Annotated in this window: 14 protein-coding genes and 1 pseudogene; 12 read left to right on the forward strand and 3 right to left on the reverse strand. The window is 46.1% G+C overall.

Annotation, left to right across the window (positions count from 1 at the left end; all coding sequences use genetic code 11):
* The 5 genes and pseudogenes from QZ918_RS26130 to QZ918_RS26150 all read left to right on the forward strand — a co-directional run.
* Positions 1 to 375: pseudogene (locus QZ918_RS26130) on the forward strand (hypothetical protein); the annotation flags it as partial.
* Between the two features lie 40 nt (positions 376 to 415).
* Positions 416 to 1,216: an ABC transporter permease gene (locus tag QZ918_RS26135; RefSeq protein ID WP_293340240.1), complete on the forward strand. Its 801-nt coding sequence runs from the start codon at positions 416 to 418 to the stop codon at positions 1,214 to 1,216.
* Positions 1,217 to 1,407: 191 nt separating this feature from the next.
* A complete protein-coding gene (locus tag QZ918_RS26140; protein ID WP_293157183.1) occupies positions 1,408 to 2,313 on the forward strand; it encodes an Rpn family recombination-promoting nuclease/putative transposase in 906 nt (301 codons plus the stop codon).
* A gap of 48 nt (positions 2,314 to 2,361) precedes the next feature.
* A complete protein-coding gene (locus QZ918_RS26145; RefSeq protein ID WP_293340243.1) occupies positions 2,362 to 4,536 on the forward strand; it encodes a Gldg family protein in 2,175 nt (724 codons plus the stop codon).
* A 415-nt stretch (positions 4,537 to 4,951) separates the two neighbouring features.
* Positions 4,952 to 5,590 carry a DUF4340 domain-containing protein gene (locus QZ918_RS26150; RefSeq protein ID WP_293340246.1) on the forward strand — a complete coding sequence of 213 codons (639 nt, stop codon included), beginning with the start codon at positions 4,952 to 4,954 and terminating at the stop codon, positions 5,588 to 5,590.
* A 99-nt stretch (positions 5,591 to 5,689) separates the two neighbouring features.
* On the opposite strand, the gene QZ918_RS26155 is transcribed toward QZ918_RS26150, so the two are convergent.
* Positions 5,690 to 6,889 (reverse strand): RNA-guided endonuclease InsQ/TnpB family protein, encoded by a 1,200-nt coding sequence (locus QZ918_RS26155; protein ID WP_293340248.1) that lies wholly within the window; start codon positions 6,887 to 6,889, stop codon positions 5,690 to 5,692.
* A 313-nt stretch (positions 6,890 to 7,202) separates the two neighbouring features.
* Here QZ918_RS26155 and QZ918_RS26160 point away from each other — a divergent pair, with 313 nt between their 5' ends.
* The 6 genes from QZ918_RS26160 to QZ918_RS26185 all read left to right on the forward strand — a co-directional run bounded on the left by QZ918_RS26160 (position 7,203) and on the right by QZ918_RS26185 (position 14,158).
* The gene (locus tag QZ918_RS26160; RefSeq protein WP_293340251.1) at positions 7,203 to 8,333 is read left to right on the forward strand and encodes an ABC transporter ATP-binding protein; all 1,131 of its coding nucleotides are present in this window, start codon (positions 7,203 to 7,205) and stop codon (positions 8,331 to 8,333) included.
* Between the two features lie 158 nt (positions 8,334 to 8,491).
* Positions 8,492 to 9,622, forward strand: a complete 1,131-nt coding sequence (locus QZ918_RS26165) for an ABC transporter substrate-binding protein (protein WP_293340254.1) — start codon at positions 8,492 to 8,494, stop codon at positions 9,620 to 9,622.
* An 87-nt stretch (positions 9,623 to 9,709) separates the two neighbouring features.
* Positions 9,710 to 10,840, forward strand: coding sequence for an ABC transporter substrate-binding protein (locus tag QZ918_RS26170; RefSeq protein ID WP_293340257.1), 1,131 nt, complete (start codon positions 9,710 to 9,712; stop codon positions 10,838 to 10,840).
* A 205-nt stretch (positions 10,841 to 11,045) separates the two neighbouring features.
* The gene (locus tag QZ918_RS26175) at positions 11,046 to 11,957 is read left to right on the forward strand and encodes an ABC transporter permease (RefSeq protein ID WP_293252960.1); all 912 of its coding nucleotides are present in this window, start codon (positions 11,046 to 11,048) and stop codon (positions 11,955 to 11,957) included.
* A 208-nt stretch (positions 11,958 to 12,165) separates the two neighbouring features.
* Positions 12,166 to 13,011: an ABC transporter permease gene (locus QZ918_RS26180; protein ID WP_293340260.1), complete on the forward strand. Its 846-nt coding sequence runs from the start codon at positions 12,166 to 12,168 to the stop codon at positions 13,009 to 13,011.
* 430 nt (positions 13,012 to 13,441) lie between these two features.
* Positions 13,442 to 14,158, forward strand: a complete 717-nt coding sequence (locus QZ918_RS26185) for a hypothetical protein (protein ID WP_293340263.1) — start codon at positions 13,442 to 13,444, stop codon at positions 14,156 to 14,158.
* Between the two features lie 251 nt (positions 14,159 to 14,409).
* On the opposite strand, the gene QZ918_RS26190 is transcribed toward QZ918_RS26185, so the two are convergent.
* Both QZ918_RS26190 and QZ918_RS26195 read right to left on the reverse strand, forming a co-directional pair.
* Positions 14,410 to 15,237 carry an acyl-CoA desaturase gene (locus QZ918_RS26190; protein ID WP_293340266.1) on the reverse strand — a complete coding sequence of 276 codons (828 nt, stop codon included), beginning with the start codon at positions 15,235 to 15,237 and terminating at the stop codon, positions 14,410 to 14,412.
* A gap of 366 nt (positions 15,238 to 15,603) precedes the next feature.
* Positions 15,604 to 16,416, reverse strand: coding sequence for an acyl-CoA desaturase (locus QZ918_RS26195; protein ID WP_293157155.1), 813 nt, complete (start codon positions 16,414 to 16,416; stop codon positions 15,604 to 15,606).
* Positions 16,417 to 16,496: 80 nt separating this feature from the next.
* Here QZ918_RS26195 and QZ918_RS26200 point away from each other — a divergent pair, with 80 nt between their 5' ends.
* A complete protein-coding gene (locus tag QZ918_RS26200) occupies positions 16,497 to 17,729 on the forward strand; it encodes a methionine gamma-lyase family protein (RefSeq protein WP_293340269.1) in 1,233 nt (410 codons plus the stop codon).
* Positions 17,730 to 17,802: the final 73 nt, after the last annotated feature.

Consider the following 17,802-nt stretch of genomic DNA (forward strand, 5'->3'; position numbering starts at 1 on the left):
CCTGTTGCAGAACCTGTTGCAGAACCTATTGCCAAAATCGTAGAGTCGAGCGAACCTGTTGCCGAATCTGTTGCCCAAATCGCAGAGTCGAGCGAGCTTCCTCAACCAAAATCCGAACCTGTTGCAGAACCTATTGCCAAAATCGTAGAGTCGAGCGAAGCTAAATCCGAACCTGTTGCCCAAATCGTAGAGTCGAGCGAGCTTCCTCAACCAAAATCCGAACCTGTTGTCAAAAATCGGCAAGTTAAAAAAAGGCCACAACCGAGTAGCGATTCTCAAGGAGAACAACCACCTGTTAACAGAAAGCGAAAAATAGAAAGAAAGCAACAAGAGAGCAACGACAGCGAAACACTGCCGGGAGGCGACTCAGAATGAAGCAATTACCAATACCCAATTACCCATTCCCAATTCCTAAATGTTAGTAATGATTAGTAATATCATCGCCATTTACCGCAAAGAACTGCAAAGCTATTTTGCATCACCATTTGCCTATGCTATCGCAGCAGTCTTTTGGCTGATCACCGGCTACTTTTTAATCGCCATTCTCCTCGCCCCGGACGGCCTAATTCCCCAAATCACCCAGCGAGATAGAATGGGAATTACCGAACCTGCGATCGACATAGCCTATGAATTCCTGCAACTTTTTCTGCGAATTATGGGTTCTCTTTCACTGTTCGTATTACCAGCACTCTCCATGGGACTTTACGCAGAAGAACGCAAGCGCGGCACTTTAGAACTTTTAGCCACATCGCCCTTAACCAACTGGGTTGTTGCTACCGGCAAACTCCTCGGCGTTTTAACATTTTATACCACAATGTTGGTGCCACTGCTCTTCTGTGAGGCGATCGCCCTAAGTTCCTCAAGCCCACCCGTACCCTCCGGCGTTGTGCTGCTAGGACACGGCGGCCTAATCTTACTAGCAGCCGGAATATTGTCCCTCGGAATGTTTATTTCATCCCTTACAGACAGCACGATTTTATCCGCCATCCTCACCTTCGCTCTAGTCTTATTTCTGTGGGTAATCGATGCAGCCGCCGTCGGTATCGGCGGGCCCTTCGGAGCAGCATTAGGACAGCTTTCACTCCTAACACATTACACTAATCTTGTCAAGGGAGTTTTTGATACTAGCAGTATAATTATCTTTGCCAGTTACATCATTCTAGGAGTATTTCTCACAGCACAGTCGATCGACGCTTTGCGATATCAGCGTTCTTAAAAACAACGGGCATCGAGCCTAAAAGCATCGGCCAAACAGGACATCGGCCAAACAGGACATCGGGCATTAATCTGCCTACTGACTTATTCCTTTTGCCCATCCATTACATCAGTTACAAAATCCGTTGCCGAACTTCCTTCAACATTCGGTTATATTTTCAGGGTAAATGATTCTACCAAGTAAATCAAACAATGAGATTTATCAATCCCAAAATCGACTTTGCCTTCAAAAAGATCTTCGGTTCCAGCGACAGCAAATACATCCTCATTAATTTTTTAAACGCCATCCTTTATGAAGCACAGCCTGTCATTAAAGACTTAGAAATAATCGACTCCCAACCGGGAAATAAAACTTTCGGAGTCCCAGACACACACCTAGATGTCAAAGCCACAATTAACGGTGGCAGAATCGCCCTCATTGAAATTCAACTGCTCAACGTTCCTTCCTTCGAGAAAAGAGTGTTGTACAATGCTGCCAAAGCCTACAGCGGGCAATTAACAGGAGAAGAACGCTATGAAAGACTAAAAACAGTAACTTCCTTGAAAATTGCCGACTTTGAAATGTTTGAAAATCAGCCAGAATTTATGACTCGGTTTGTTTTCAAAGAAAAAGAGCAAAAATTTGATTGTCCAGATACTGAAATAGAATTAGTATTTGTGGAGCTGCCAAAATTCAGTAAAGAATTAGCACAATTAGAAACAGGATCTGAACAATGGATTTACTTTCTCCAAAATGCCAGTATTCTGGAGACAGTCCCCGAAACACTGAGTGCTGTTCCCGAAATTCAGAAAGCTTTTAAAATTGCCAACAAGGACAATTTTAGTCAAGAAGAATTAAAAGAGTTGCAGAACCAAGAACAGTGGATTCAAGACCAGCAGATTGCGATAGAAGTAGCAAGAGAACAACTGACAAAAACTGCTCAACTCTCATTAATATTGCGTCAACTTGTGCGACGCTTAGGCACAATCCAACCGGAACTAGAAAACTCGATCCGTCAATTAGGATTACAGGAATTAGAAGAATTAGGAGATGCGGTTCTGGATTTCAACAGTCTCTCAGATTTAACAGCCTGGTTGCAGCAGACTAACTCAATATAGAATAAAATTCTTGAACCGGAATTTGCTCACACAAACAATATTTAGCTTATGAAAATTACCAAAACAAATTGGAAATACGTTTTTTGGCTGGGCCCTCTCCTCACCGCAGCGGGGTTAACAGCAGCACTTGTATCCGCAGCGTGGGAACCCCTGACAGTCGGTTTAGTTATTGCCGGAATAGTGACGATCGCACTTTGGCTGCTATCCTTGACTTACGAACAAGGCTTTTGGGGGCGACGTTCCACTCAAGCGAGTACCAACGCCCTGATTGCTACCCTCGCCGTCTTTGTGATTCTGGGAGTAATTAACTTTATAGCCTTTCGCTATCCCCTCCGCATCGACTTAACCGAAAGCCAACAATTTACCCTCGCCCCCCAGACTCAACAAATCCTGCAAAACCTGCAACAAACAGTCAAGGTTTGGGTATTTGACCCCATCCAAAATCCGCAAATTAAAGAATTGCTGCAAAGCTACAAACGCGAGGGAGGCGAAAAGTTTCAATACGAGTTTGTTGACCCCCAGGCCCAACCGGGAAAAATCCGGGAGTTTAGCATTAGCAGCATCGGAGAAATTTACTTGCAATCCGGTGACAAAAAACAAGTCCTGCAAAAAGGTGGTACTGCTTTTGGTAGTGACCCGAATCAAGGTCTTTCGGAGATCAAACTTACAAATGGCTTAGAAGAAATTCTCAGCACTCGTACTCCTACAGTTTACTTTTTGCAAGGCAAAGGAGCTCGCCCGCTGAAAGAAGGTCAAGGCGGAATTCAGCAAGCTGAAAAAGCTCTAAAAGATAAATACTATAACTCTCAAACGCTGAATTTGAGCGAACGAAAAGAAGTTCCAGAAGATGCAGATGCTTTAATTGTTCCCGGACAGGATAAACCTTTTTCGGATGTAGAAATTAAAGCACTAAAAGCTTATCTCGATCGCGGTGGCAGTTTATTTTTAATGGTAGACCCGGCAATTAATACGGGATTAGACAAATTTTTGCAAGAATGGGGCGTAAAACTAGACAGCCGTTTGGTCATCGATGCTTCGGGTACCGGTCAAAAATTTGGCCTGGGCGCGACGGTTCCCACAGTCAGGCGTTACGGGGAACATCCGATTACTCAAAGTTTCGGTAGCGGTATTTCATTTTATCCGTTTGCACGCGCTTTGGAAACTTCGCCTGTAGTAGGGATAGAGGAAAAACCCCTGATTTGGACGAGTCAGGAAAGTTGGGCGGAAAGCGATTTGACGACTAAAAAATTGGAGTTCGATCCGAAGACCGATCGACAAGGCCCGTTATTATTAGGTGTGGCTTTGGTGCGATCGGGTTCTGATAGCACTCCGTTAAACCCCTCACCCTCACCAACACCAGTCACGCCTTCACCCCAACCATCGGCGACAACTTCGCCATCGCCAACAACTTCGCCATCGCCAACAACTTCACCATCGCCAACAACTTCACCATCGCCAACAACTTCGCCATCGCCAACAACTTCACCATCACCAACAACTTCACCATCACCAACAACTTCGCCGAAACCATCGCCATCACCAACAACTTCGCCGAAACCTTCACCATCACCGACAACTTCACCATCACCAACAACTTCGCCGAAACCTTCACCATCACCAACAACTTCACCATCACCGACAACTTCGCCATCACCAACAACTTCGCCATCACCAACAACTTCGCCATCACCGACAACTTCACCCGTAGCTTCCCCAATTAGTTATTCGGTGATTGTCTCCCAAGAAGCTACACCTCCAGCATTACCGACGACTTCCCCAACACCAACAACATCTCCCACAGTATCTCCTGAAAGTTCGCCCACGCCAACACCAACAACATCTCCCACAGTATCTCCTGAAAGTTCGCCCACGCCAACACCAACAACATCTCCCACAGCATCTCCGACAGCATCTCCCAGTCTAACCACAACTCCTTCTGTGCCCTCAAGTCCTACAAAAACATCGCGCATGGTAGTAATTGGTACATCTCAATTTGTGACTAACGGTTGGTTTGACCAACAACTCAATAGCGATGTGTTTCTCAATTCAGTGAGTTGGTTGAGCAAACCAGACCAGCAAAGCTTTTCTATCAGCCCGAAAAAAGCTACCAACCGCCGCATTAACATGAATGATGTCCAAGTAGGATTGTTGGTTTTAGCTTGGCTGATTTGGCCTTTACTGGGACTGGGTATTGGTGGTGCTATTTGGTGGAAGAGAAGATAATTATGAAGCAAGTTCGGCAACGAGCAATGTAGGGAATTTAAGAAATGTAAGGGATTTATTTGCCTCTTTCTTGTTTTTCAACCCATTCCCAATTCGCAATTCCTAATTCCCAATTCCTAATTCCCGTAGGGTGCGTCAGGGGAAAATTATTAGTCACAGAGCAAAATATTCAACCCTGACGCACCCTACAATAAGTAATTCCCAATTCCTAATTCCTAATCCCTAATTCGCGTAGGGTGCGTCAGGCGGGAATTATTAGTCACCAAGCAAAATATTCAATCCTGACGCACCCTACAATAACTAATTCTCGTAGGGTGCGTCAGGCGGGAATTATTAATCACAGAGCAAAATATTCAACCCTGACGCACCCTACAATGACTAATGACTAATGACTAATGACTAATTTCCGATTATTATGAAATTGCAGAAAAATACATTTATATTGATAGCCGTTGCGCTGACTATGGCGGGGTTGGTTTCTTTGTACGAGACGCAAGTCTCTCCGAAACAGGAGGCGGCTAAGGACGAAAAACATAAAATTTTTACTTTCAAGTCCGATCGCGTACAATTCTTTACAGTTAAAACTCCGGAAAAAATCTTGACTTTTGAACGGGTTTATGCAAAGAAAGGAGGTAAGTCTAGCTGGGAAATGAAATTGCCGGTGCAAGCACACGCGAGTCAGGCATCGGTGGATTTTTTGCTGGACAGGCTGGCAACAGGAAAGAGCGATCGCACAATAGATATTACTGCGGCTCAACTGCCAGAATTCGGCCTTGACCAACCGCAAGCCACAGTCACAGTCAAACTGGACAACCAGGAAACTCACCGCCTAGTGTTAGGCAAAACAGACTTTAGCGGCCGCTTTTTGTACGCCCAAGCCAACCCGGCGGAAGCGCCACCTCAAAATAGTGCCGAAACTTTGCCAGTCCTGCTGGTACCTTTTGACTTTAAAAATGCCGTCCAGCGACCTTTGTCTGAGTGGAAAAAAGCAGAAACACCCAAACCTGAGAAACCGCAAACACCTTCTCCCACGCCAAGTCCTGAGAATCAATAGATGCTGGGTCGATCGAATTTGGTAAGAAACCAGACATTCGGTATGGCCTCGGAACAAGCTGAGATAGAATGTAAACTACCCACCACCAATTGCTACGCGCTACGCGCTTGCCATCTGGTGGGGGCTTTCAGCAGCCCTCTCAATGTGCTTGCTCAAAGAACAAGACAGCATCTCGGAACCTCTAGGCGCGTTTACGAGCACCCCAAGAGCAGAAATATTTTTAGCTGCGTTGTAGTCAGCATCACCACTCCAGCCACAATGTTCACAAACAAACTTTTTACCATTCCGATAAGATTCACCTCGAACCGGGTGAATATGGTAGCAGTTGTGGCAAGTTTGGCTGGTAAATCTCGGGTCAACAAAAACAAGTTTTACACCATGTTTTATCGCCTTATAGGTTAAGAATTGCCGCAATTGGTAGAAGGCCCAACTATTACTAAGCCTGCGCTCTTTTTGGGTGCGACGAAGTTGGTTAGTGCGTTCTCTAATTCCGGTCAAATCCTCCAAGCCAATCGCTTGTTTTTGGTGACTAGCTTTAGTTACCAGCCTGTGACTGACAGTGTGATTGAGCAATTCCTGAAAGCGTCTTTCCTTGCCCGACAACCGTTTCAACAGTGCCCGACATCTGCGACGGGTGCTGCGCGTGCCTTTCGCGGCTTTTTGCTGGATACTCGCTCTCAAGGAAGCGTAATGGTTTCTCACCTTGGTAATTTCTTTACCGCTAAATTTATCCCCTTCAGAAGTAACAACAATGTCAGTTCTCCCCAGATCGCAACCCAAAACACCATCAGTTGCTTCTAGATCTGGTGGCGCAGACTCAAGCTGAATATTCAGATAGTAGGTGGCATCCTTGCGCTTACACAAAGTAGCTGTTTTGGGTGTTTGTCCTTTCAACAATGCCCGCTGGTAATTACCAATCGCCAACGGAAATCGCTCTCTACCATCGACAGTAGTCAAGCTGACCGTCCAATCTTTTTCTCTCAACGAAAAAGTGCGGACATCATAAGTAGCACTGGTGGGGGCAAACTTCTTCACTGGCTTACCATCTTTCTTCGCGGTTTTCCGATTACCAGAAACCCGTCTAATTGCATGAATAGCCAACTGAGAGGACAAACCAAATCTAGCTCTGACATCCTGATAAACCAAAGACTGAATAGCCAATTCGTTCATCAAATTAGGCTGTACGACTTGGTTTACATACTCGCAAGCATCAGCAAACGCCTGAAGCATCGCTTCAATTTTGGCGACTTGCTCAGGCGTTACTTGGAGTTTGCAAGATACTGTCAGGACTTGTTTCATAGCTTTATTTTATCTCACGTATTGAGATGTCGTCAAGCAGCAAAGCCTCAGTTGTTCGCTCGTCGCACACCCCCTCGCCTGTTTTCCCTGCGGTCGAAATTGGCTTGCGGGGTGTATCTCCTCCCTGACCCGCATTCCTCACCACCGCCAAAAACATTGCTACGCTCGTTTTATGGCGGGGGACTCCTGCGGTTATAGTTGAAGAACAAATCCCAAAACCTCTCAATTCCTAACATTCCTCGCCTAAAATACAGAAAAGTCTAAACTTAAACTGTATTCAAGCGGCGTGCATTACTCCCAGGAAAGGGCGAATATGTTTCAGACAGCACTCAACCAAGGTACGACAGCAACGGATACAGCGCTTGACGTTGAACTCCGCAAGGTCTTTAAGGTATTTAACGGCGAAACCGCAGTCCGCGGAGTTGACCTCAGCATTCGTCAAGGAGAATTCTTTAGCATTCTCGGGCCCTCCGGCTGCGGTAAGACTACCACGCTGCGCTTAATCGCTGGGTTCGAGACTCCCTCGGCTGGCGAATTGATGATTCGCGGCCAGTCGATGACGAATACTCCAGCTTACCGCCGTCCGGTAAATACTGTGTTTCAAAGCTACGCCCTGTTCGGACACATGAATGTCTGGGACAATATTGCTTTTGGATTGCGGATTAAAAAGCTCGGGAAATCGGAAGTAGAAGAACGGGTACGCGAAGCTTTGCAATTGGTGAAGATGGAATCTTTCGCCAACAGGTTTCCGGGTCAAATGTCGGGCGGCCAGCAGCAGCGGGTGGCTTTGGCCAGAGCTCTGGTAAATCGACCGGCGGTTCTGTTGCTGGACGAACCCTTGGGTGCTCTGGATTTGAAGTTGCGGAAGCAGATGCAGTTGGAATTGTCGAATTTGCATCAAGAGTTGGGTTTGACTTTTGTGATGGTGACTCACGACCAAGAAGAGGCGATGAGTCTTTCTAACCGGATTGCGGTGATGCACGAGGGCAGGATTGAGCAAATTGGCTCTCCTGAAGAAATTTATGAGTGTCCCCAGACTGCTTTTGTGGCGGATTTTATTGGGGATACTAATTTGTTTTCTGGTACGGTGGAGTCGATCGACCGATCGACTATTACAGTTCGCACATCCGCCAATCTGAAAATAATCGTTCAGCAGTCGGATATGTGGAGTGGTGTCATCGGTGACTCTGTGGTGGTTAGCGTCCGGCCTGAAAAAGTATATTTGAATCTCTACCAGCCGGAATTGTCGGTCAACTGTTTTGAAGGGCGGCTCAAAAACATTATGTACATGGGCACCCACGTTCATTACGTGGTTGAGTTGTCGTCCGGCGATAAAATTACGGTGCGCCAACCAAATACTGGCGGTACTTTCCCAGACCCGCACACGCCGATTTATGCTTACTGGGGAACTACTGATTGTCTCGCTTTGGGCGATCGAAAATAATTAGTCAGTTGTTAGTTGTTAGTTGTTAGTTGTTAGTTGTTAGTTGTTAGTTGTTAGTTGTTAGTTCCAATAACAGATAACCAATAACAGATAACCAATAACAGATAACCAATAACAGATAACCAATAACAGATAACAAATTACCAATCTTAGAATCTGTGCCTCCGACAAATCTACCAATTTCCAGGATTTTCCCGGCTAATTCCACACGCCGTCAGTTCCTAAAAAATTCGGCGGCGACAATTTCCGGGTTAGCTCTTTCCAGTTGCGGCTGGCGGCTTGCAGACGTAAAATCTGCTCCTCCCGTCAAAGGTGCTGCCGACCAACTTTTCATCTATACTTGGGCAGGCTATACCGATAAAGCTTTGCTCGATCGCTTTGCTGAAAAAACGGGGATTCGCGTAATTGCACACTTGTTAGACTCCCCGGAAACAATGCTGGCGAGACTTAAAGTTGGTGTTCCCCACATCTACAGCATCGTTTACCCGTCTGATTACATGGTGGTGCAGATGAAAAAACTCGGGATGTTGGCTCAGTTAGACCGATCGATCGTCGGCGGACTCGATCGGCTCAAAAAGCGGTTCCAAAACCCCGTCTACGACCCGGGAAACCGCTACAGCGTGCCTTTTAGTTGGGGGACAACTGGACTGATTTATAACAGCGAACAGTTCAAAGAACCTCCCGAAGATTGGAGTTATTTGTGGGAACGCAAAAAAGAGTTAGCAAGGCGAATGACTCTGCTAAACGACGTTAGAGAAGTAATGGGCGCGGCGCTGCGGATGCTCGGTTATTCTCTTAATTCTACAAACAAACAACAAGTAAAAAAAGCCTATGAAAAATTAAAAGAGCTCAAATCGGCGATCGCATCTTTTACGACAGATGCTTGGCGATCGCAAATCCTGACAGGAGAGTTAAAATTAGCAATGTGCTATTCTTCTGATGCCAATGAAGTAATTGCAAAAAATCATAAATTGCGGTATGTTGTGCCGAAAAGTGGATCTTCGCTGTGGACTGACACCTTAGTAATTCCTAAAGGAGCACCAAATCTAGATGCAGCTTACAAATGGATTAATTTCATACTCCAAGCCGATATTGCCGCTTCCCTAGTCCAACGATTAGGTTTTGCAACTCCTTTAGAAGATGCTTTTTATTTGCTGACTCCAGAAGTTCGCAAAAATAAAATTCTTTTTCCTTCTGAGGCTACTTTAGAAAACTGCGAAGGCGTGGCACCCCTAGGAAAATTTACAGATGTTTACGATCGTTACTGGACAAAACTAACCAGCATCTAATAGCATCAGTATTAATCTGCCTCCATCTGCGTTTGCTCCAAAATCTAAAATCAGTTAATTTCCAAATCTAAAATCTAAAATCAAACTGTGCCTCCGACAAATCTACCAATTTCCAGGATTTCCCCGGCTAATTCCACACGCCGTCAGTTCCTAAAAAATTCGGCGGCGACAATTTCTGGGTTAGCTCTTTCCAGTTGCGGCTGGCGGCTTGCAGACGTACAATCTGCTCCTCCTGTCAAAGGTGCTGCCGACGAACTTTTTATCTATACTTGGGCAGGCTATACCGATAAAGCTTTGCTCGATCGCTTTGCTGAAAAAACCGGCATTCGCGTAGTCGCCGACGTGTTTAGCTCCAACGAAGAGATGCTGGCTAGGGTTCAAGCTGGTGGCGGCCGCGCCTACAGCATCATTTACCCGTCTGACTACATGGTGGTTCAGATGACGGAACTGGGGCTGTTGACTCAATTAGACCACTCGATTTTGGGCGGACTCGATCGACTAAAAAAACAGTTTCAAAACCCTGTATACGACCCAGGAAACCGCTACAGCGTTCCTTTGAGCTGGGGAACCACAGGCTTGATTTACAACAGCGAACAACTCAAAGAAGCTCCGGTCGATTGGAGTTATTTGTGGGAACACAAAAAAGAGTTAGCAAGGAGAATGACGCTAGCGAGCGATGTTCGAGAAGTCATGGGCGCTGCGTTGCGGATGCTGGGCTATTCTCTGAATTCTACTAACCCAGAGCAAGTCAAACAAGCTTACCAAAAGTTGGTGGAACTCAAACCTGCGATCGCATCTTTTACCACGGATGCTTGGCGGCCGCAAATGCTGACGGGGGATTTGAAGATAGCCATGTGTTATTCTTCTGATGCCAATGAAGTAATTTCAGATAACGACAAATTAAAGTATGTCGTACCAAAAAGCGGTTCTTCTCTGTGGACTGATACTTTAGTAATTCCCAAAGGTGCTCCCAATCCCGATGCAGCTTATAAGTGGATTAACTTTATGTTGCAAGCGGATGTCGCTGCTTCTCTAGTAGAAAGGCTCAGTTTTTCAACTCCTTCGGAAGATGCTTATAGTTTGCTGACGCCGGAAGTCCGCGAAAACGAGCTTCTTTTCCCTTCGGAAGCTGTTTTGAAAAATTGCGAAGGTGTGGCTCCAGTAGGGAAATTTATGGAAGTTTACGATCGCTATTGGACTAAATTAACCGCTGGTTAACCCTAACCTGTAGGAGCAAATTTGACCAACAATCTCTGACTCTCGCCCCCAGAGTCGATCGCCCGCATCAATTTTTCCGACAATAAGTCGATCTGGTACATTTAGATTTACCGTTGGGTGGGGGCGGGTTTATACGAATTCGGGCTTTGAAATTAAAGATTTTGGTGAATTCGCCCCTACCGCTAAAAAATCCAAACTATTATTTATGGCTGTTTCTACCAAAGCTCCCCCTCCGATTCCTCCCACTGCTCCAGTCAAGCCTGAAAGCGTCCCCCCATGGTCAAAGTGGACAGGCCCGCTAGCATTGCTCGGCCCTTCTGGCTTGTTCCTGGTTTTATTATTAGTAATACCAACTCTGGTGATTTTTCAACTTAGCTTGGTACCAAATATTAAGCCGGGAGATTTGGTAAATCCTTCGGGAATCGGCAACTACCTGCGAGTGTTTGAGCCGCTTAACTTGCAGGTGATGGGTCGATCGCTCTTTTTTGCCACGGGAACGACTATTCTGTGCTTGCTGCTGGGATTTCCTGTCGCTTACTGGATCGCGCTCAATGTCTCGCCCAAGTGGCGGAATTTAACTTTGTTGGGCTTTGTGTTGCCACTGTGGACTTCTTCACTTTTGCGATCGTATGCTTGGATTACAATTCTGCGTCCTACGGGCGTTCTCAACTCGCTCCTGGGACTTTTGGGCATCCCTCCTCTAGAATTGTTAAATCAAAGTTCCGCCGTTCTAATCGGCATGGCTTACAGCTATTTGCCCTATATCGTAACCATTCTCTACGCTTCCTTGGAAAAGCTCGATCGCAGATTGCTAGAAGCATCTCAGGATTTGGGTGCGAATCCGGTAGAAACTTTCTGGAAAGTAACAGTACCGCAGACAATGCCGGGGATTGCGGCGGGTTCTTTGCTAGTATTTATTAGCTGTTTGGGGGATTTTGTCGATCCCGAGTTGCTCGGTGGAGCTTCTAGCATGACGGCTGCTCGTTTGATTTACAATCAGTTTTTGGGCGCGACTCAAAATTGGGGGCTGGGTTCGGCTCTGAGTATGGTATTGATCTTTGCAGTGAGTATCGGAATTGCACTTTTACTCAAATATGGCGATCGTAATGCAGTTTAGTCAGTTGACAGTTGACAGTTGACAGTTGACAGTTGACAGTTGACAGCAGTCATTAGTTATTAGTTATTAGTCATTAATTAGTTGCTACAAATTCTCTTCAAATCGATGCCCGATGCCCGATGCCCGATGCCCGATGCCCGATGCCCGATGCCCGATGCCCAATTCCCAATTCCCCGATTACCAATTACCAATTCCCGATTAACGAGATATGGAAAATACCGCCGACAATCCACAGGAGGAAATACAACCCGATATGTACTTAAAACCTAAATTTAAGATTTCTTGGCAGGCAATATTTACCGTTTCAATGTTTTTTTATATGTACCTGCCAATTTTGGTACTCACATTTTACAGCTTTAACAAATCCCGTTTTAGCGCCGGCTGGGAAGGATTTACTTTAGATTGGTACGTTAAATTATTTAGCGATACGCGGATTTTAATTGCCCTGAGAAACAGTTTAACAGTTGCTGTTTGTGCAGTTGCCATCTCGGCGGTACTCGGCACTTTAATGGCCGTTGGTTTAGCCCGCTACCGCTTTCCCGGCAAAAGTTTATATCAGGGAGTTTCCTACTTGCCGATTATTATTCCAGATATTGCCAGCGCAGTTGCTACTCTAGTATTTTTAGCAGCATTAGCTATTCCTCTGAGTTTGTGGACAATTGTCGCGGCCCACGTGGTGTTTTGTCTGGCTTACATCGCTCTAGCTGTTTCTACTAGATTGGCAGATTTAAACCCGTATTTAGAAGAGGCTGCCTTGGATTTGGGTGCAACACCTGTTGAGGCTTTTATTCAGGTTTTGCTACCTCAATTAATACCTGGAATTGTTTCGGGTTGTCTGCTATCTTTTGTGCTCAGCATGGACGATTTTTTGATTGCGAGTTTCACCGCCGGTAGCGGGACTACAACTCTACCGATGGAAATTTTTAGCCGGATTCGGACTGGTGTGAAACCTGATATTAATGCTCTGAGCGTGCTGTTGATAGTCGGTTCGGGAGGATTGGCGTTTTTAGCGGAATATTTGCGCGGCAGGGGCGACCAAAAACAGGCTCATTAGTCGTCAGTAGGGGCGGTGCCCCCGTGCCCGCCCTCTCTCTTAGTAGATTAGTCATTAGTCGTAGGGTGCGTCGCCACAGAAAATTTCTAACTTAATATCGACAATCTCATAGCGACGCACCTGATAGCATTGAGAAAATATCTGCGTTAATCCGCGTTAAGGAGCGATTTCCCTATAAGTCATAGTCGTAGGGTTCGTCGCCACAGAAAATTTCAACTCAATATCAACAATCTCACAGCAACGCACCTGATAGCATTGCCACCGACTAAAGAACTCAAATTAGGTGCTATACTAAAACGGATTTGACTGAATGTTAATGCAGGCGGCTGTTAGGCAGTGAACAAAACTAGATAATACCCATATCGGATATAATGTGCCAGTGCCATAATACAAAAATGCGGAAAGATTTTAATAAAAATCAGGAGTTCTTGTGAAGATTGTACTCGCAAAAATATTAGAACACAAAGAGGCTTACGCCAACTTGCCACTATTCCAATATATGCGGGATGCAAGTTTATCTGAAGAACAGCGGCTGTCTTTTTACCCGTGTATGGCGCATTTTATTCTGAGTTTTGGGGATATCAACAAATATATGCTGCGCTCCGAGCCGACAAGCGATGAGTACCAGCAGCGGGTGAACATTCATACCTATGAAGACGACCACCATTGGCTTTGGTACCTTGAAGATTTTGCCAAACTCGGTTTCGATAATCGGTGCACTCCAACGAACCTGATGCGTTTTTTGTGGAGCGACGAAACACGCCAAAATCGAATTCTAACTTACCGCCTGGCTGCTCTCATTTCTACAGCAAGTGCTGTAGAACGGCTTGCCATAATTGAGGCGATTGAAAAAACTGGAAATGTCCTTTTCAGTACCGTGCAGGATCTGGCAAAAGCCATTGAGTTGCGGCGCAACATCGAATTGCGATACTGCGGGGCATTTCACTTTAACCTAGAGTCAGGTCATTTGGTAGGAAGCGATCGCATTGATATTTCAGAAATTTGCCTCAATGGTGCGATTCAGACCCGCTGTCTGGAGCTCGTTGATGAAGTCTTTGGGTTATTTGAGTCGTGGACTCACGAACTCCTCAGCTATGCAAAAGAAAATTCCTCAGCTATCCAAAAGCACACTGCTTTTTTAGGTTAATTCGATTCCTTAAAAGTCTAGCCATTGACTAAAGATCTCAAATGGGATCTATAGACAATCTCATAGCGACGCACCTGATAGCATTGAGAAAATATCTGAGTTAATCCGCGTTAAGAATCGGTTTTCCTAGAAGTTTTAAAGGTTCGCAACACGGATTGAACGCGAGCAACGACATTACTAAGAGGTGCTAACTAACCGTAAGGTGCGTCAGGAGAAAAATTATTAATCTGCGTACACCCTACAATAACTAACTAACCTTCCGCTCGGGAAGGTGGTAATTTCACTTTACTAGCCAAACCTACTGCTTCCAAGGCTTGAATTGTCATCCAGGTGAAGTCAATTTCCCACCATTTCATACCGTGACGGGCAGAGTATTGATAAGCGTGGTGGTTGTTGTGCCAGCCTTCCCCGTAAGTCAAAACAGCAACCCACCAACAGTTAGTAGAACTATCTTCGGTTTCGTAAGTGCGGTAGCCAAATTTGTGAGTTGCACTGTTCACAAACCAAGTGCAGTGATACACCAAAACTAAGCGGGCAAAGATTACCCAAACTACAAATGACCAGCCTGCTACAAAGTAAAGCAACACGCCAAAGACGATTTGCATCGGGAGAAAGTAGTTTTGCAAAAATCGGTAAAATGGATCGCTAGCAATGTCTTTGGTACAGCGGGGAATTTCAGCGTGAGCCGGGCCTTTATATAGCATCCAGCCGAGGTGACTCCACCAAAAACCCTGTTGGGCATTGTGAGGGTCGATCGCATTTTGGTCAGAGTGGGTGTGGTGCAATCGGTGCAGTCCAACCCAATCAATTATTCCTCCTTGACAGGCAAGGGCTCCGCAAAATGCTAGAAAGTATTCTACGAATTTTGGTGCCTGAAAACTGCGGTGGGTGAGCATACGATGCCATCCGAGAGTTATTCCCAAACCGCCTGTTATCCAGTGCATGAATACTGTTAAACCAACTGCTGTCCAATTGAAGTTGCTGGGAAGCAGTGCGAACAAAGCACCGATGTGAAGTCCTGCTAAACTAATAACGTGCTTCCAATTGTATTGGAGTTTTTCTTGCGTTGCTATTGTCATTCTATTTTTGGTTTCTGATGAGATACCGAGCTAGATTCACGCATAAAAGTTTGGATTGAGCAGTGAACTTTCTTGCTGCACACTTGCCCAAACGAATCAAAAATGAATGAATTATAGATTTAGGATGAGGATTGAAAAAGATTTACGGTTTAATGAATGAAAATAAAAACTTTGGCTGCTAAACAAAATTTTTTGTTCTCAAATCTATTATAACTGATTATGGTTTTGGTTGGGTCGATCGCACAAGATGATTCAATCTCAGTTCAACCCAACCTTTAGCGATCGCAAAAACAGGATTAGGCATTGGTCACGAGCCATTAGTCCAGAACTGATGACCGACAACCAATGACTAAATTGCCGATCGCCCTATTTTTCTGCTAACTTCACTTTGGTTGCCAAACCCAGCGATTGCAGCAGTTGAATTGTCATCCAGGTCAAATCGATTTCCCACCATTGGAGACCGTGGCGAGCGGAGTATTGGAAAGCGTGGTGGTTGTTGTGCCAGCCTTCGCCGTAGGTGAGCAAAGCCACCCACCAGCAGTTAGTCGAACCATCGCCGGACTCGTAGGTGCGGTAGCCGAATTTGTGGGTAGCGCTATTAACCAGCCAAGTGCAGTGGAACACCACTACAATCCGCATGAATACGCCCCAAACCACGAAAGACCAGCCGCCTAATAAATAAAGCAACACACCGAAGACAATTTGGAGGGGTATAAAATATGCTTGGAGAAACTTGTATACTGGGTCGTCGCCGATGTCTTTCGTAAAGCGGGGGATTTCAACTCGGATCGGCAGATCTGACAGCATCCAGCCCATGTGGCTCCACCAGAAGCCTTGATTGGAATCGTGGGGATCCGTTTCTGTGTCGGAATGGATGTGGTGTAACCGGTGCATTCCGACCCAGTCAATCGGGCCGCCTTCACAGGACAGAGTACCGCAAATTACTAGGAAGTATTCGAGCCATTTCGGTGTTTGAAAACTGCGGTGGGTGACGAGACGGTGAAATCCGAGGGTTATTCCTAAACCACCTGTTACCCAGTGCAGGAATACTGCTAGACCGACCGCAGACCAGCTAAAGTTACCCGGCAGCAAAGCAAATAAAGCGCCGGTGTGCAGAAAGGCCATAAAGCCTATGACAGGCCAATCAGGAGAAGTTTTTTTGGAAGTTACAATCGTCATGAATATCTTATGTTTACAAACTAGGGGCCGCATCTACGCCATAATGAACAGCGCGCACGCAAGTGGTGAGCGAGGTATAGATGAATAGCGTTTCACGGCTACAGGAAGCAGAACAGGCACTCTTTCAGATTTTTTCTGGTATTGACGCGACAGTCAAGCAAAATCTTCAAAGAGTCTTAAAAGCTTTTCGCAGCCACCGGGTTGGAGTCCACCATTTTGCAGGAGTTACGGGTTACGGCCACGATGATTTGGGTCGGGAGACTTTGGACGGGGTATTTGCCGAAGTTGTAGGGGCCGAGGCGGCAGCGGTGCGGGTACAGTTTGTTTCGGGTACTCACGCGATCGCCTGTGCTCTGTTTGGCATCCTGCGTCCCGGTGACGAAATGTTGGCAGTGGCTGGTTCTCCCTACGATACTTTAGAAGAAGTGATCGGCTTGCGGGGGCAAGGTCAAGGTTCACTTATTGACTTCGGCATTAGTTACCGTGAGTTGCCTCTAACTCGCGAAGGTAGTGTGGATTGGCAGACATTGAGCTCTGCTATTTCAACAAAAACTCGCCTGGTTTTGATCCAGCGCTCTTGCGGTTATTCTTGGCGATCGAGTCTGTCTATTTCTGAGATTAAAAAAATCGTCGATCTAGTCAAACATCAGAATCCTAACACAATTTGCTTTGTTGATAATTGTTACGGCGAGTTTGTTGATGATTGCGAACCTACTGCTGTGGGTGCAGATCTGATGGCGGGTTCTTTAATCAAAAATCCAGGGGGTACGATCGTCCCTGCGGGCGGTTACGTGGCCGGGAGGGCGGATCTGGTGGAGGCGGCAACTTGTCGCTTGACAGCGCCCGGCATCGGTAGCAGCGGGGGCGCGACTTTTGATTTGAACCGCTTGCTGTTTCAGGGTTTGTTTATGGCCCCGGGGTTTGTGGGCGAGGCGATGAAGGGCAATCATTTGACGGCTTATGTTTTTTATAAGCTGGGTTATCGGGTGAATCCGATTCCTTTGGCGAAGCGCAGGGATGTAATTCAGGCGATCGAATTCGGTTCTGCTGATAAGTTAATTGCTTTCTGTCGGGCTGTGCAGCAAAATTCCCCAGTCGGTTCGTATTTAGACCCAGTACCGGCGCCGATGCCGGGATACGAGAGTCAGTTGGTGATGGCTGGCGGTACTTTTATTGATGGCAGCACCTCGGAGTTTTCAGCAGACGGGCCTCTGCGAGAACCCTATGTGGCTTTTTGTCAAGGGGGTACTCATTGGACTCATGTGTCGATCGCCCTGGAAGCTGCGATCGAGGCTGTCGGGCCGGCCAAATAAGTTTGGTATAAAACCGTGGTTTTTGAGTGATACATTTCGTCTGAGCTTGCCTGAGCAACGGGTAAACAAACAG

Source organism: Microcoleus sp. CAWBG58, assembly GCF_020883045.1.
Taxonomy (GTDB): Bacteria; Cyanobacteriota; Cyanobacteriia; order Cyanobacteriales; family Microcoleaceae; genus Microcoleus.

What these genes read in the sequence shown, in the direction of transcription:
- QZ918_RS26180 (WP_293340260.1), top strand. Translation starts at nt 12,166, where the DNA reads ATGGAAAATACCGCCGACAATCCACAGGAGGAAATACAACCCGATATG.
- QZ918_RS26135 (WP_293340240.1), top strand. Translation starts at nt 416, where the DNA reads ATGTTAGTAATGATTAGTAATATCATCGCCATTTACCGCAAAGAACTG.
- QZ918_RS26195 (WP_293157155.1), bottom strand. Translation starts at nt 16,416, where the DNA reads ATGACGATTGTAACTTCCAAAAAAACTTCTCCTGATTGGCCTGTCATA.
- QZ918_RS26190 (WP_293340266.1), bottom strand. Translation starts at nt 15,237, where the DNA reads ATGACAATAGCAACGCAAGAAAAACTCCAATACAATTGGAAGCACGTT.
- QZ918_RS26160 (WP_293340251.1), top strand. Translation starts at nt 7,203, where the DNA reads ATGTTTCAGACAGCACTCAACCAAGGTACGACAGCAACGGATACAGCG.
- QZ918_RS26175 (WP_293252960.1), top strand. Translation starts at nt 11,046, where the DNA reads ATGGCTGTTTCTACCAAAGCTCCCCCTCCGATTCCTCCCACTGCTCCA.
- QZ918_RS26155 (WP_293340248.1), bottom strand. Translation starts at nt 6,889, where the DNA reads ATGAAACAAGTCCTGACAGTATCTTGCAAACTCCAAGTAACGCCTGAG.
- QZ918_RS26145 (WP_293340243.1), top strand. Translation starts at nt 2,362, where the DNA reads ATGAAAATTACCAAAACAAATTGGAAATACGTTTTTTGGCTGGGCCCT.
- QZ918_RS26200 (WP_293340269.1), top strand. Translation starts at nt 16,497, where the DNA reads ATGAATAGCGTTTCACGGCTACAGGAAGCAGAACAGGCACTCTTTCAG.
- QZ918_RS26140 (WP_293157183.1), top strand. Translation starts at nt 1,408, where the DNA reads ATGAGATTTATCAATCCCAAAATCGACTTTGCCTTCAAAAAGATCTTC.
- QZ918_RS26150 (WP_293340246.1), top strand. Translation starts at nt 4,952, where the DNA reads ATGAAATTGCAGAAAAATACATTTATATTGATAGCCGTTGCGCTGACT.